The 15,281-nt window shown below is 51.9% G+C and carries 14 protein-coding genes; 6 read left to right on the top strand and 8 right to left on the bottom strand.

The window, feature by feature from the left end; genetic code table 11:
* The first annotated feature begins 47 nt into the window (after positions 1-47).
* The gene (locus HEQ72_RS06480; protein WP_168021087.1) at positions 48-464 is read left to right on the top strand and encodes a flagellar biosynthesis regulator FlaF; all 417 of its coding nucleotides are present in this window, start codon (positions 48-50) and stop codon (positions 462-464) included.
* 64 nt (positions 465-528) lie between these two features.
* Here HEQ72_RS06480 and dksA read toward each other — a convergent pair whose 3' ends face one another.
* Positions 529-951, bottom strand: a complete 423-nt coding sequence (gene dksA, locus HEQ72_RS06475; protein ID WP_066131813.1) for an RNA polymerase-binding protein DksA — start codon at positions 949-951, stop codon at positions 529-531.
* Positions 952-1,078: 127 nt separating this feature from the next.
* Entirely contained in the window at positions 1,079-1,552 is a 474-nt protein-coding gene (locus tag HEQ72_RS06470) for a flagellar assembly protein FliX (protein ID WP_168022910.1), read from the bottom strand.
* 326 nt (positions 1,553-1,878) lie between these two features.
* Between HEQ72_RS06470 and HEQ72_RS06465 the strand changes: the two genes are divergently transcribed.
* The 5 genes from HEQ72_RS06465 to HEQ72_RS06445 are packed head-to-tail and all read left to right on the top strand — an operon-like array spanning position 1,879 to position 7,892.
* A complete protein-coding gene (locus HEQ72_RS06465) occupies positions 1,879-3,024 on the top strand; it encodes a flagellar basal body P-ring protein FlgI (RefSeq protein WP_168021129.1) in 1,146 nt (381 codons plus the stop codon).
* A complete protein-coding gene (locus tag HEQ72_RS06460; RefSeq protein WP_168021085.1) occupies positions 3,024-3,353 on the top strand; it encodes a rod-binding protein in 330 nt (109 codons plus the stop codon). Before HEQ72_RS06465 ends, HEQ72_RS06460 begins: the two co-directional genes overlap by 1 nt.
* Positions 3,350-4,012, top strand: coding sequence for a hypothetical protein (locus tag HEQ72_RS06455; RefSeq protein ID WP_168022909.1), 663 nt, complete (start codon positions 3,350-3,352; stop codon positions 4,010-4,012). Before HEQ72_RS06460 ends, HEQ72_RS06455 begins: the two co-directional genes overlap by 4 nt.
* A gap of 53 nt (positions 4,013-4,065) precedes the next feature.
* Positions 4,066-6,270, top strand: coding sequence for a flagellar hook-associated protein FlgK (flgK, locus tag HEQ72_RS06450; protein WP_168022908.1), 2,205 nt, complete (start codon positions 4,066-4,068; stop codon positions 6,268-6,270).
* Between the two features lie 11 nt (positions 6,271-6,281).
* The gene (locus HEQ72_RS06445) at positions 6,282-7,892 is read left to right on the top strand and encodes a flagellin (RefSeq protein WP_168021082.1); all 1,611 of its coding nucleotides are present in this window, start codon (positions 6,282-6,284) and stop codon (positions 7,890-7,892) included.
* Between the two features lie 82 nt (positions 7,893-7,974).
* Here the strand turns inward: HEQ72_RS06445 and HEQ72_RS06440 are convergent, their stop codons facing one another.
* The 6 genes from HEQ72_RS06440 to HEQ72_RS06415 form a co-directional block, all read right to left on the bottom strand.
* Positions 7,975-9,951 carry a motility associated factor glycosyltransferase family protein gene (locus HEQ72_RS06440; RefSeq protein WP_168022907.1) on the bottom strand — a complete coding sequence of 659 codons (1,977 nt, stop codon included), beginning with the start codon at positions 9,949-9,951 and terminating at the stop codon, positions 7,975-7,977.
* 27 nt (positions 9,952-9,978) lie between these two features.
* Positions 9,979-11,910, bottom strand: coding sequence for a hypothetical protein (locus HEQ72_RS06435; protein WP_168022906.1), 1,932 nt, complete (start codon positions 11,908-11,910; stop codon positions 9,979-9,981).
* Positions 11,911-12,023: 113 nt separating this feature from the next.
* Positions 12,024-12,416: a flagellar biosynthesis regulator FlaF gene (locus tag HEQ72_RS06430; protein ID WP_168022905.1), complete on the bottom strand. Its 393-nt coding sequence runs from the start codon at positions 12,414-12,416 to the stop codon at positions 12,024-12,026.
* Entirely contained in the window at positions 12,400-12,834 is a 435-nt protein-coding gene (locus HEQ72_RS06425) for a flagellar biosynthesis repressor FlbT (RefSeq protein WP_168021077.1), read from the bottom strand. Before HEQ72_RS06425 ends, HEQ72_RS06430 begins: the two co-directional genes overlap by 17 nt.
* 97 nt (positions 12,835-12,931) lie before the next feature.
* Positions 12,932-13,855 (bottom strand): flagellin, encoded by a 924-nt coding sequence (locus HEQ72_RS11470; protein ID WP_168022904.1) that lies wholly within the window; start codon positions 13,853-13,855, stop codon positions 12,932-12,934.
* A 204-nt stretch (positions 13,856-14,059) separates the two neighbouring features.
* Positions 14,060-15,172 carry a site-specific DNA-methyltransferase gene (locus HEQ72_RS06415; RefSeq protein WP_168021127.1) on the bottom strand — a complete coding sequence of 371 codons (1,113 nt, stop codon included), beginning with the start codon at positions 15,170-15,172 and terminating at the stop codon, positions 14,060-14,062.
* Positions 15,173-15,281 lie beyond the last annotated feature (109 nt).

Genomic DNA, 15,281 nt, shown 5'->3' with positions numbered 1-15,281 from the left:
AGCGGTGACACCGGAAAATCCAGCCGGCAAAGAAACAGGAGAATATCATGAGTGCACGTACGCTTAGTGAGACCTGCGAGGGAGAAGCTCTTGCCCTGTTCCTCGTCTCTGACGCCATCAGTCTGGCAGAAGAAAAAGGCGACCAAGCCTTGATGGACGCAGCCATAGAGAAGAATCTGGATATATGGCTGACTGTCAAAGCTCATTGCATAACCGGAAGTACGATTTTCCCTCAGCACATCCGAAATAACCTGATGGCACTGGCAGACTACGTGTCGCGTGAAACGGCCTTGATCATGCAGGGAAACGGCGGTAACCGCAGCCGGTCTCTTGCTGCCATCAACCTACAGATTGCCGAGGGCCTTCTGGAGTCGGTACGCAACAGCGAGGCATCAAATGACAATGCCTTGGAAAACAGCGAAACAGAAATGCACGGCACGCTTGAAGACAGCGCCGTGCACTAATGGAAAAGGAACAACACCTAACGTGAAAGACCACCATTGATCGGATCAGAACGATAACACTGAATCAGTCCGTACGGTGTGTACGCTCCATCCTCTCGTGACGCTCTTGCGCCTCAATAGAGAGGGTGGCGATGGGTCGTGCCTCCAGCCGGCGTAAACTGATCGGCTCACCGGTTTCCTCACAATACCCATAAGTGCCGTGCTCCAACCGCTCCAGCGCGGCATCAATCTTGGAAATCAGCTTACGCGCACGGTCACGGGTACGCAGCTCCAAAGCCCTCTCCATTTCGGCCGAAGCACGATCAGCAAGGTCTGGTTCCTGCAATCCTCCTTCCTGGAGATGCTCAAGCGTCTCCTCGGACTCACGTAAAAGCTCGGAACGCCACTTCAACAGCTTCTGTCGGAAATACTCCCTCTGGAGCTCATTCATGAACGGCTCATCATCCGAAGGACGATAGTCCGGCGGCAAGATACTCACTGTTGTCATGACGTGACGGACCTCCCAAATCCGGTCGGGACTATAGGGTGCAGCGCAGGATAGCGCAAGAAAAGTTGCACTACCCTAACAAGATAAAGCGCTAATAAATAACGCAAGAAGGGTATTGACGCCGCCATTACGAAGAGGGCTCCCGGGCTTTGGCAGCATCCCTGGATCCGGAACGTGTTGCGAGTTTTGCCAGCTCCACCTCGGCCCTCAGTTCTATTTCATCGAGAATAGCGACCAAGTGGGGATCACCACCCGCATCCCGACGGGCACGGACCATACGAGCCAGATCAGCCAGCATATCCCTCGGAATGGCACCAACCAAAAGGCCGTGACGTACATCCTCCAACTTGTCCAATAAATCCTCGGCACGCTGCATCAGGCGACGGTTGGCTTTCCCCCCACCTGCATCAGGATCGACCGTCTGCACAGATAAAATACCGCTGATCGCCGCTAAAGACGCTGGCGCATCAGGCCCGGAAGAGACATCAACGGCTCCGGCTGTATCATCAAGATGACTGGCAAAGCTCCGCGACGGGCTTCTGGATTTCCCGGCACGTTTGGCTGAAGACGTGGAACCACGGCCAACACCTGAAACTTTCATTGATATCCAGCCTACCCATTTATTGCACGAAGACAGACCCCGAATACAGGGTACCCCTCTTTCCGGAGAGATTCTAAGGTGTTGCTGACAGTGATAAAAGGGGAAATCAACACGGGGAACCCGGCAATTATTGCCGGGCCGATCCAGATGAAGAGCAAGAAGAGCATGACGTCGTACAATATTATGCATCCATAACAAGAGACTGTTACACGGCATATACACACCGGCATCATGGCATAATTCTGGCATATGAGAGGAGCGCAGACTGATTGTTTTGTCCCCGAGAGACAGACATGACCCTGCCCTGGATTGGAGGACTGCTGGAAATGCCCTGTTTCCGCGCTTGTTGTGCGAAAAAGTTGCGCGCTGTCACCACGGCAATAACTGCCGCTCTGGTTTTTCTGGCTGCAACGAACACGGCATATACAGCACCATCCCGGATCAAGGACATTGCCGAGTTTGAAGGCGTACGGGAAAATATGCTGATTGGGTATGGCTTGGTTGTTGGCCTGAAAGGAACGGGCGACAAAATAGAAGATATGCCCTTCACCCGGGAAAGCCTGATCGGGATGCTGGAGCGTCTGGGTGTCAACACGCGGGATGCATCAAGCCTGAAACCCAAGAATATAGCGGCTGTCATGGTTACGGCAAGTTTGCCGCCTTTCGGCCGTCAGGGATCCCGCATTGATGTTACCGTTTCGGCTCTGGGGGATGCCAAGAGCCTTCTGGGTGGTACCCTGCTGGTAACTCCGCTGGTCGGCGCCGATGGTGAGGTGTATTCCGTTGCCCAAGGGCAAGTGCAGGTTGGCGGCTTTGAAGCCCAAGGACAAGGGGCCAGCATCAGCAAGGGGGTTCCCACATCTGGCCGTATACCCAACGGTGCCACGATTGAACGTGAAGTTCCCTTCACACTGGCCGGGATGCAAACGGTGAATATCTCTTTGCGCAACCCCGACCTGACGACCGCACGGCGGGTAGCGGCAGCAGTCAATTCCTATCTGGGAAGCCAGCAAGCTGTCCCCGATGATCCGGGAACCGTCAAGGTAACCGTCCCACCGGGACGTAATGTGGTCTCGCTCCTGACCGATATCGAGCAACTGCGCGTGGAACCAGATCAGCTGGCACGAGTCGTCATTGACGAGCAAACCGGCATTATTGTGATTGGTGAGAATGTCCGGGTTTCACGGGTGGCTGTCGCACAGGGAAGCCTGACAATCCGCGTTACCGAAACGCCCCAGGTCAGCCAGCCCAATCCTTTCTCGGCCGTTGGGCAGACCGTGGTCGTTCCACGCACAGATATCCAGGTGGATGAAGGCGCTGATCGCAAGCTGGGCATCGTGGATGCTGGAGTCAGCCTGCAGGAGGTTGTCAATGGACTCAATGCATTGGGCATTGGCCCACGGGACATGATCAGCATATTGCAGGCCATCAAGGCCGCCGGGGCCCTGCAAGCAGAGATTGAGGTGATGTAATGGTGCCTCTGGCTGATACATCGCTGGTTTACAGCAGCGCCCGTCATCAAAATGAACTGGCCGCCCTAAGCAACCACGCAGCGGGAAGAAACTTGGACAAGGTGCAGGCTGCGGCCGAAAGCTTCGAATCCTTCTTTCTCTCGCAGGCCCTGCAAGCCATGTTCGCCGGCATCAAGACCAACGAAACATTTGGCGGGGGGATTGGGGAAGACAAATGGCGCAGCCTTCTGATTGATGAATACGGAAAATCCATTGCCAAGGCCGGCGGAATCGGTCTGGCCGATCACGTTGTAAAAGCCATGTTGCAGGCACAGGAGACAACCCCATGATGACCTTTGGTTCATCCAAACGCCCCGGTCGTCTGACACGAACGGCAACACAGGACGCACCCCCCCGTGCAGGACGGCAGTCTGTTGCCAGCCTTGGTGCCCCAAGGCAAGCTAGGGCTGTTGCTGCCACCGGTAAACCGCGCAATACGCCAAGAAACACGCATCAGGAAACAGCAAGCCGGGCCACCCGTGAATCCGGACAGGACAGAACATCTCCGATCACACCCCCCGATCGTCCGGAAGATCTGTTAATGGTCGTGACCGAACTGACCCGCATCCTGGATCTGGAAAATGATGCCCTGCGCAAACATCGTTATGGGGATGTCAAGGAACACAGCGAGCGCAAGAAGGCCCTGACCCGGGCATACCTGGAACAGATTGTTGTTCTACGCCGGGAGCCGGACATCGCCAAAGGCATGCCGCAAGCACAGGTCGAAAAGCTCAAGATTGCCGGAGAACTTCTGGAGCAATCTTCACGCCTGAATGAAAGCTTGCTGCGAGCCGGTATTGTGGCAGGCAATACTTTTATGGGGGCCGTTGCCGATGCCGTTCGCGAAATCCAGGAGAAAGGTCAGGCCGCTTATGGCGAAAGTGGACGCCTGGATGGAAATCAGGTGGAAAACAAGCGCCTTGCGATCGCCCTGAACAAGGAATTCTGAAAGCATCTTTATGAAAACAAGCTGTTTTAGGACGGTAACCAAAGGATAATCCCATGTCACTGACACTTGGACTTTCTGCTGCTCTCAGCGGGCTACAGGCCTCCAAACAAGGCTTGGACCTGGTGTCAAACAATATTGCCAACCTGAACACGCCAGGCTTTTCCCGCAAGCTGTTCAACCCGACAAGCCGCGTTCTGGCGGGCTATGGGGTTGGGGTAGAGGTTGCGGAAACAACACGCCGGGTTGACGAGAAGTTAAGAGCCAATTCTTGGCAAGCTGCGGGCTTGTACCAGCAGTACGCCGCTACACAAAAGTACTTTGATCGCCTGCAGGATCTTTTTGGCAAACCCGGTGACAACACAACAATTGCCCACACCATCAACAATCTCTCGACCCAATTCGAACAGGCTGCCATCAACACGGGACAAAGCGACCGTACTATCCGTAAAATGCAGGACATTGCGTATCAAATGAATACCCTGTCCAATTCCATACAGGATCTGCGGGCCGCAGCCGACCAAGACATTTACGCCAACCTTGAGATCATGAATGCAGCCGTCAAGGATATTGCCGTCCTGAATGAACGGATCGTTCTGGCCAGGGCAACCAAGCGCGGCACCGCCGACCTGGAAGACAAGCGCGATACACTTCTGGGTAAAATCAATGAAATCATGGATGTGCAACACTTTGTCAGGGAAAACGGGGCGGTTGTCATGTACACGGCATCTGGCGTGACCTTGATTGACAGCGTTGCCAAACAAATTGTCTTTAACCCGGCAACGCAGGTTTCGCCCACCGACACATTTGCCTCGGGGCAGTTCTCAAAGATGTCCGTCGGAGTCCTGGATATCACTGGCGATATCCGTCAGGGAAAACTGAAATCCCTGATCGAGGTTCGTGACCGGGAACTTCCCGACCTGCAGGCCCAGATGGACGAGCTGGCTACAAAACTGCGGACATCTGTGAATGAAGCTCACAACCGGGGAACCAGCTTCCCGGCCGTGGCCAATGCTATGATCGGATCACGCTCGTTCATACCGGATGCGGCAATCACAAACTATAACCAGACAATCTCTCTACAAAAAAGCGACGTGACCTTGACTGTTTTCAATACAGATGGGTCACAGAAGTCAACCACAACATTGAATACAATCATGACCGATGGATCTTTTGCTGGTGGAGCTTATCCAGCCAACGGCCCGTGGACCATTGATCAAGTAGCCAGCCGTATGCAATCATGGCTGCGGCTTCCGGCTGGTCCCAACTTGGCTGATGCAACAGTCAAGGTCAACACAGGTGGAACCTTTGAGATCCAGCTGAACACCGCCCAAGCATCACTGGGTTTCCGCGACCAGGTTGACTCCAGCCTTGGGGCTGAAGCCACAGATGCCACAATCCTGTTTGATGCCAATAATGACGGAAATGCGGATGAGACCGTCAAGGGTTTTGCCAACTTCTTTGGACTGAATGACCTGTTCCACAAAGGTGTCAAGAACAGGACCTGGGACAGCACAGTTATATCGAAAGACTACTATACCGTTGGCAGTGCAACCCTGCAGTTTTCAACAGACACCGTCGGCATCAACTTTGCCACGGTTTCCGTTCTGCCGGGTGATAGCCTGAGAACACTTGCTGATCGTATCAATGGAACCCCGGCTCTTGCAGACCGCATTATTGCCAATGTCATCCCGGATGGCACCGGAGAACGGCTGCGCCTGAGCAATCTGGATGGTGGAGAACTGGTTGTAACCAGTGCCACAGGCCCCACAACAGCGTTTGGCCCGCTGCAACTGGCCCCATCCGATACCGGAAACGCACGTAGCATTGTTGTCAACCCCAGCCTGACGCTCAGCCCCAGTCGGCTGCACCGGGGCAAGGTACAGTTCAATCCCATTACGGCGCAATACTATGTATCGGTCGGGGACAACAGCAACATCAACGAAGTGGCAAAGGTCTTCACAACACCACGGAGCTATAATCTGTCTGGCGGACTGGCCACCGGAAGCCTGAAACTGACCGACTATGGTGCCGCTATCGTCTCCAACGCTGCGGGCCGAGCCGCCACAGCCAAGGAATCCGTTACTTATCAACAGGGGTTGAGCGAAGCACTGGTCATGAAAGATGCCCAGGTCAGCCAGGTAAATTTGGACGAAGAGCTGTCCCAGTTGATGATCTTTGAACAATCGTACTCCGCTGCCGCCAAGGTCATTTCAACGACCAAGCAGATGCTCGACATTCTCAATGATATAATTCGCTAAGGACAACGGCCATGACACGTGTTCCAAGCTATGTCAGCAGTCAGGTTCTGTTGAATCGCATGGTAGACCTGCAGGGCATGCTCTATGATTCAACCCTGCAAGTAAACAGCAAGAAGAAGAGCCAGACCTACGCAGGGCTTTCCATCGAAAGCTTCCGGCTGGTCAACATGGAAACCATCCGTGATCGAGCCGAACGATTCAAGGCGGGAAATGTTGTCGCTGAAGTACGGGCCAACCAGACCCAGAATTGCGCCAATGACATTGAACGCAACGCACAGAAAGTCATTGCAGATATCCGCGAAGTCGCCAAGCTGCGCACAGACAGGCCTGCATCGGAATACATAGCGTCCCTGAACCAGATGCGTAAAAATGCCGTGGGATCCTTGGCCCAGATCCGCGATACCCTGAACACAGATCTTGAGGGACGCTATCTCTTTTCGGGGGGGCGGGAACAAACACCACCGGTCAAGATGCCTGTATCCAGTCTGGAAGCATTCGAGGCTGTTTATAATGGCAACACCGTAACCTTCCCTGAAACACGCGCTGCCAACCTGTTTGACATCGATTTCCGTGCTGTGGATGTTGTATTCAACAACCCCGCTGCTATTTCCGGAACAAGCTATGGCACTATCGCAGCGGATACTGGGGCGGGTGAAACCAAACGCTTCATCACTGGTTCGATATCGGCTGCAACAGCCGGAACCATGACATTCGCGACCTCTGTTCCGGATCCCAGACCAGCACCTGCACCCGCCGAAGGTTCCATCACTTCGCCCAATGCCAATGCCTTCAGTCGACTGGAACGGGGGATGGCACTTCTGATTGACAGTGGCACGGCAGCTAATGATGGTGTTTACACCATTACAGAAATCTCGGAAGACGGGCGTTACATGAAGGTAACACCTCCATTTCCCAGCGCGGCAACAGAAAGCATTAATCTCAACGTCGGGGTTCCGAACGGGGCCGCCATACGACTGGAAAATAGCACCGGCAACAACACGATCTTCACAGTACGCTACCCGTCGAACACTGACATCACCGGCGCGGGTACCATGACCCAGATTCTGGCTGGGGAAATGATTTACACAACGCCGGTGATCCCGACCATCGGCAATCAGACAGACGTCAATATTGTCAGCACAGGCTATTATCAGGGCGACAATCTGCGCAGCGAACACAGGGTTGATGAAAACCGGATTATTACCATTGGTGTCAACGCACAGGATGCCGCATTCGAAAAACTGATCCGCGGACTGGGTATTATTGGTCAGGGTTTCCCGGTAACAGGTACGGGAGATATTGACCTGCCTGAGTTCTATCGGCGTCTGGAAACAGGAATCGCGTTGATCAACGACGCAATCCTGCACGATGAAGGCATGAATGAAAGCCGCAATGACCTGTCTGCACTCCAGCAAACGATCGGCTTCAACCGCGTCGAGCTAAAAGGTGCCGAAGACAGGGCGCGGAATTTCATTGCCTTTCTCGAAACCGGGATTGCCGATATCGAAGAAGTTGACATGGCCGAAGCCATCACCCGGCTTAATGAAACCCAAAGGGCTTTGGAAGCATCATACCAGGTAACTGGACGATTGGCGAAGTTGAGCCTGAAAGATTACATCTGAACAATGAACTCTGAAGAATAAAAGGCTACATCCAGCCTATGTACTGTCCGAACAGGGTCACGAGAACCTGCCTGCCAGAACCTCAGGTACGAATTCCTTTTGCCTTCTTCGCAGCACTGATCTTCTCGTCCATATCCTCCAGAAATTCCTTGATTTCGGCCGTAATGACCTTGCTGCGCTCTTCATAACATTTTGTGAAGAAATCAAAAAACTTCTTCCTGTTATCCGAATCCTTGACCCTCGTCCCAACAAAGGCACCATACCGAATCATGGACTCAAACGTCGCACTGGCCATACGGGCGATAGGCATAAATGTTGTACTGGATGATAAAAGCTCTCGGACCTGCTTTAAAAGCGATCGATAGCTGGGTGATTCACATCGCAAATCCTCCAAGATGCACGAAAGCGCATCATCATAAGACTCTATACCCTGAAGCCAACTGGATACAGTAATGTCACGCAAAATATCCGGAGGCTGGAAAAGTGGGAGTTGACGCTCAACCCTCTCAAGTATTTTTGACTTTGATACAGTGGATACATCCAGACGAATAGCCCCGGCAGCCAAAGGAGAAAATCCTTCTATCTTGGCTCCGTCAGAGCAATTCCACACGTCAACAGACAGCAGACGAACCGTCTCCACAAAAACACGACGGGACATATCCAGATGCCAAGCACTGCTGACAGTGCCACCGAAATTTCCAGGCACAGTCCGAACCAGCTTATTCTCCCAGTCCGTGTCAACTTCAGCTTTCCCATTGTAGTCAATATTATAGAAAACCTGCTCGGCATGATGTTTTTTAGGGTCACGTGCACCACAGTCACAGCCAAAAAAATAGAATGTACGAAATCCAAGACGGACCATGCCTGAAAAGGCCGCATTTGCTACCAAAGGAAATGCGCCAAGCAGAGGCACTTCACGACCACCAAACAGGTAAGTACTAGACAAGCCACCTCGGAAGTAGAACCAGATCGAACCAAAGAGCTCACCAATCTCCGGCGTTGCCGTTGTTGACGCCATCAACCTGATTGTACTCAAGTCATATTTTTCTGCAGCGCTGGAGAGAATCTCCGCCACCAAGTCAACATTCTCATTCTCAACATGTATATCAGGCGTTATACTGGACTTTAGAAGGATTCCCAATGCCGTACCACAACTAACAATAACAGATCGATCGATCCATTTACGAATATATGGCATGTCTTTATCAAGAGAAGGGCCAGATCCAATAATGAAAACCGGCATTCTCTGCTCAAGCATTTCTTGGGCACGAACAAGCCTGAATGGATACCGCGTGAAGTTTGAAACTGTATTCTCAACCATTTTCACTTCATCTTCATAGAATCCACTAGTTATATAGTGATACTTTATCATATCGCTGAATATATTGTACGATTCCTTCAGGGCCCAAGAATAGTAATGTACATAAATATATGATCCGTCCAAAAATGCGTTACCTCTGTTTGTAACGACATCTTCTATGGACCTGACAGCACGCTCCGGCATATCTGCTGTGATGAAATATAAAGAGGCACCCCGTTCATATATTTTCTCGATAATAGGAACCCAATCAATGACATTCATTGAGTGAATGATAAAGTCTGCAACAGGCTCTATGATAATAAATGTATTAACATCTTCAGAAGAGAGAAGTTCACTCAGGTGGTAACCAAGACCTACCCCAAAAATAAAGCTATACTCAATCTCATTAAGAGGATATGCATCACATTCAATGCTTTGATCAGATAAAAAATTAGCGCAGTCTTTAGCAAGCGGAAATCCGATCGCGGAAATATTACAGTGTTCAGGGCTACCGAAAACCAAGCGGTCCATGGTATCAGAACGACCGCGCAACTGACCAGCTGTCCAAGAAGGAGCATCACCCGGATAAAGGTTGGTCCCTCCTATGTCAATGTTGACCGCTTGGTCACCACTCCAAACAATGCGGGATGATGGCGTACCAATAGTGCGTAAATCGGCAGCCAGCTTGGGAAAACGTTCTTCAAAAATCTTATAGTTACGAGCAAGACGTTCCTCGACTTGCTGATCAACATCATTCATGTCTATTGCTGACCCCCACCACTTTTCTCAACAATCAACGGGATCCCCGAATTTAGCGAGAAGATTATCGTAAATACCTTCCAGAGAACGACAACGTGCCTTGAAATCAAAGGGTGGCGCCTGACGCATGCGGTCACGGATCGTATCACGAAAAGACACCAAGCGTCCCCTGTCAGAAGCCCAATCCGCAGCCAGCTCTGCGACATTATCCGGCGTGGATCCCACGCACTCCTCACCCAATCCGGCCATAGTCAGGAAAGAGGAGACACCCCGCATGTGCCGTCCCTCCCCGGCTAAAGCCAGAACAGGCACACCAGCCCACAACACACTGACAGCATGCACCGCCGACCGAGGAGCAGGAGGACTGAGAACAAGATCACATTCGCAAGCCAGAGCCGCTTCATCATCAACCTGGATCAGATCGATACGATGAGCAACGCCGAAAGTTCCAAACATTGTCAACAAACGACCAACTGTCTCACCAAATGAGAAATCACGGTCAATCAATATGATCTTTGATTCAGGAATTTTCAGAAGACACGCCGCCGCCAAGGCAACCGAATAATAGTTCAGCTCCCGGAAATAGATAGGGAAGCCTATCAGAAATTCGCCATCACATGCACGATCCGATAGAGGAGCATCATCCGGTGGCAAACCGGTACACAAGGCTCCCCCATGCAGAGATACAAGCTTCTGTTCATCAAGAGCAGGAGCAGCACGTATGTGGTCATCAAGAACCACAGCGTCAAAGACGTCCGATCCAGGATTCCAGGGAAGCCCTCCCCACGATACCTGAAGCGGTGCCATCCTCGGAATGAAAGCCTCAAATTGACGAGGAAGAGCAAGGCCAGACGTATCAACAAGGACGTCGATCTCTTCGCCCTGAACCAATCTGGACACTGTAAAACGATCCATGTCACTGATATTGTGCCATACAGAGAAGCAGTGCTGGAAAAGCCCGTTCCTGATTTCTGACAAAGCACCCTCACCGAAACCAATAACACGCCAGCGCACAGGATTATGAGCCGCAATAACCGCAGCCAGCCCCAAATCATCCAGTGTCACGGTTCGCCGCGACACGACGTAGCCAATGGTTATCCGGCCAGAGCCACGCGAATACAGGGAAATCGTATCATCCCGCCCAACATCAGCAAGGGCGGTTGAAACCAGACCTTGGTAACTCTTTTCCAGAACGCCAGCATCCTCCAACGGATTGGAAAGGCGATCAATGAAAGCATGCGCACGAGAGGAGAATGAGGAGTCTACCCTGACAGCCCAGTCATGCACAACACGACCGGCTTCGTAATCACCTGTACTATACAGCGCCTGAGCAAGCGTCATTGCCAATGCGCCACTATCGGGCAGAACATGCATGGCCGCTCTCAAACCGCTTTGAGCAGATAGATACTGCTCCATGGACATCATGCAAACCGCAATGGCCAAGTGCCCGTCCACACTGGTGGGATGGAACGCAACATGCCCTCGGAAACACTCCTCAGCTGCTACATAGTCTCCCGTTGCCAACAACGCAGTGCCCCGCTTCATCAGGGAGTCGTCCTCCATCATGGAGAACGCCTTCCCGGCATCAGGAATATGTGCAGACGCAAAATCACAAAACCACTCAACAGGAGAAGGATCAAGCGTGCCCGCGATCTTGAGATAATACGCTGCATCAGCCATAGATGATGCCTTGGCTGCAAGCGCAGAGAATAACTCGGCAGCTTCCTGACTGGATGGGTCTAGCTCCAGTGCTCGCTTGTTATGGCTATGCGCCTTACGCCACAAACCAAGGTTCAGACACGAGAGTGCAGCCACAACAGATGCAATCGCAAGATCCTGCGTATCTCCATCTTGATCCAGCACAGCTTCCGCACATTCCAGAACAGAACGCCAGTCCGGTTCTGCGCCAGAAAGCAAGTCGCGGAGAGAGTTGATGGACAGGGAAGCAGTCTCGCTCATTGCACACACTCACGAACAGCCGACCAGAACGGGTGCAGAATCACAATACACCACCAGAAACTGTCGTAAATCTGTAAATCGCACGGCGGACCCCAAAACCAGGAACAAACAAGCTAGGTCTGCACATTATGACCACTTGGCACAGCGGCTTCAGGCGTATCTCCCGAAGCAGAGCCGCTTTCATCCGTCGTAGATAAACCGGCGCTAATTTCCCTGTTGATGGAAATCAAGGTATCAAGAAGACGTGCATCCGGATTGGCCATGAACGCAACAGCCTGACGATCGACAAAGTTTGAGAGGGAAAGCATATTGGCGCGCAGCTCTGGCGGAACAGGACAATCCGGCTCCAAAAGATCTGACTGCAGGATAGTCCAAAGCCGCCAGTTCAGACGCAAGGCCGTACGCATCTGATCAAAGTCATCGCTGTCCTGCGCCAGCTTCATACGCACAGCTGCCTGCATCAGAGCCCAAGCCTCGGTTTTCCGGGGATCACCCGGCTGGATCACTGTGTTGTAACTCTTCAGCAAGCCTTTGTTCGACATGGCGGAGGATATCTCCCTCGTGGGTAATCAAGCGTCGGGCAACTTTCAGTGCCTTGAAGTAGTCCTCATCTCCAACAAGCGCAAAAATCTCCTCGGTGATCTCCATCGAACTGGGCACAGCATCAGTAAACGATGTCAGGAAATCCTTAAAAAGGACTAAATGACGCGAACGATCTTCTGGAAACAAATAGACACACTGCAGCGCATAATAAACACGGGTGGCTGGCGTGATTGCTTCGTCTTGGGTCAGGATATCCTGCTGTCGCAGAATGGAGACTTGGTTGTGTACCAACAAAGAGACAACACGGGCCGATGCATTTTCCAGAACAGCACCATTAATCACCAGTTTCTGGCCAGGTTTGATTTGGACCTTCAACGCCATGACAATTCGCCCCTCTCCGTCAAGCACGATGAACAACCGGCATAAAAAAAGACCGGGAAGAGAATGTCTCTTCCCGGTCACTCTAACGCAGGGATGCTTAACGGAACAGCCCCAGAACAGCCTGTTCAGACTGACCGGCGAACGACAGCGCCTGAATACCCAGCTGCTGCCGGGTCTGCAGGGCCAGAAGGTTTGCACCTTCCTCGTTCAGGTCAGCAAGCGTCAGCTTGTCCGAACCTTCCGTCAGGATGTTGGTATAATTCTTGGTGAAATCCAGGCGAACCTGGAGAATAGCAACAGAGCTACCAAAAGCAGCCGACTTTGCACGAACGTTGCTGATCGTCTTTTCAAGACGGGTTACAACCAAGTCAGCCTTCTTGTTAAATGACGCAAGATCAGCAGCTTTTGAAAGATTATATACCTGCAGACCCGCGGTAAATCCAAGCCTGACCACAACAGAAAGAGCCGAAGTGTTGGCATTGCTAATCTTAACACTGAGTGCAACACCAGCAGAATTCAAGAAGAACTTGGAAGCATTGAAATTGATGCCGTTCACATCCAGCTTGGAGTCGGACTTCTCAGAAAAGTAGACTGTCAGCTTGGACGCTGAGGAGTTCAGCAGATTTTGACCTTGATACGATGCATCATCAACCAATTTCTGGACCTGAAAAGCCAAGGAACCGAGCTGAGATGTAAACTCCGTACGCTGATCCTTTGTCGCTGAGCGGGCGCTGTTAACGATACCACGCATCTGGTTGACAAATTGCTCCAGACGGGTAGTGGTCTCAACAACGACCTTCAGGGCATTAATCCCTTGGTCAATCGAGTCCTTACGAGCTGACAAGTCGCCCGCACGGTCAGTCAGGGACTTTGCGCTGAAGAACTTCAACGCATCATCAATAACCGAGGACACCGCCTTCCCGGTGGAAAGACGATTCTGGGTCCGGTTAACAAAGGATTGGGTGGTCTGCAAAGAAAGCAGGTTCGACCTGCTTGCAGCAGAAAGTGCAATATCCGTCATAACGGTACTCTCCATTTCTAGAGAACATGTCGTCCATTCTGGACGCAGGCACCCCTATCAAGAGATGCAGAGAGAACTATACAGATATAAATATCAGAGACCCAGATATTATTTTTTAATATAGCATAGTCCTTAATAACCATACGAAGAAAGGCTGCCAATCAGCAGCCTTTTTATTGAAAAAATATTGCAACAATAATGACATTATTGAACAGACTGATAGACATCAGCCCTGACTTTTTGACGAAAGACATCTAAGGGAACCAAATTCCCGCCATATCGGGTATGCCAGAATGTCCAGCCATTACAAGCTGGAGCCCCCTGCACAGCAGCCCCGACCTGATGTATAGATCCGCGCACCTCTGCCGAAATAATGGTCCCGTCAGCCCGAACCTTGGCCGTAAACCGCCCCGATACATCCGTGAGGAGGGCGCCCGGGGCCAGCAGGCCACGTTCCACAACAGTCCCAAAGGGCACACGAGGTTCGCTGCGACGTGAAGGCGTCAACAGAAGATCTGGCTCCGAAACAGGTTCAACAGCCGCAATTCTTGCCTTTGCAGCCATACGGTACCCGGAATCGCGCTCGATACCTATAAACCGGCGCCCCAACCTTCGGGCGGCTGCACCCGTCGTACCTGTCCCGAAGAAAGGATCCAAGACAATATCACCGGGATTAGTGGTCGCCATTAGAATACGGTATAATAATGCCTCAGGCTTCTGGGTTGGATGAAGCTTGCCGCCACCATCATCCTTCAGGCGTTCGCTACCGGTGCAGAGGGGGAGCGTCCAGTCACTACGCATCTGAGTGCCATCATTCAACGATTTCATGGCATCATAATTAAACGTGTACTTTGATCCCGCACTTCGGGCACACCAGATCAAGGTCTCGTGAGCATTCGTAAAGCGCGTACCCCGAAAGTTTGGCATTGGGTTGGTCTTGTTCCAGACCACATCATTGAGAATCCAGAATCCAATGTCCTGAAGCGCTGTACCGACACGAAAGATATTGTGATAGGAGCCGATAACCCACAGCGCCCCATCGTCTTTCAGCACACGCCGCGCTGCCGCCAACCAGTCTCGGGTAAAACGGTCATACTCAGCGAAACTGTCAAATTTGTCCCAATCACTGTCAACGCCATCAACCCGGCTGTTATCAGGACGCGTCAGCTCTCCACCCAATTGAAGATTATAGGGTGGATCCGCAAAAACCAAGTCAACCGACTTTTCCGGCAAGCTGTTCATCACAGCGATACAATCACCTGAGTGGACAACATCTGTTTTCAACGGACTATGCGGCACAGGGGGGGCAGAAACCATTTTTTTGCGTGACATGCTCGGGTCCTGGACAATCGGGTCAAAAGAAGGAAAGAAGGCAGGAATCGTTTTCAGCCACGTCGAGTCGCAGGTCAAGAGTCACTGCACACCG

The sequence above is a fragment of the Haematospirillum sp. 15-248 genome, from assembly GCF_012102665.1.
Classification (GTDB): domain Bacteria; phylum Pseudomonadota; class Alphaproteobacteria; order Rhodospirillales; family Rhodospirillaceae; genus Haematospirillum.
The sequence above is the reverse complement of the archived record's forward strand: the minus strand, read 5'-3'. Positions and strand labels throughout refer to the sequence as shown.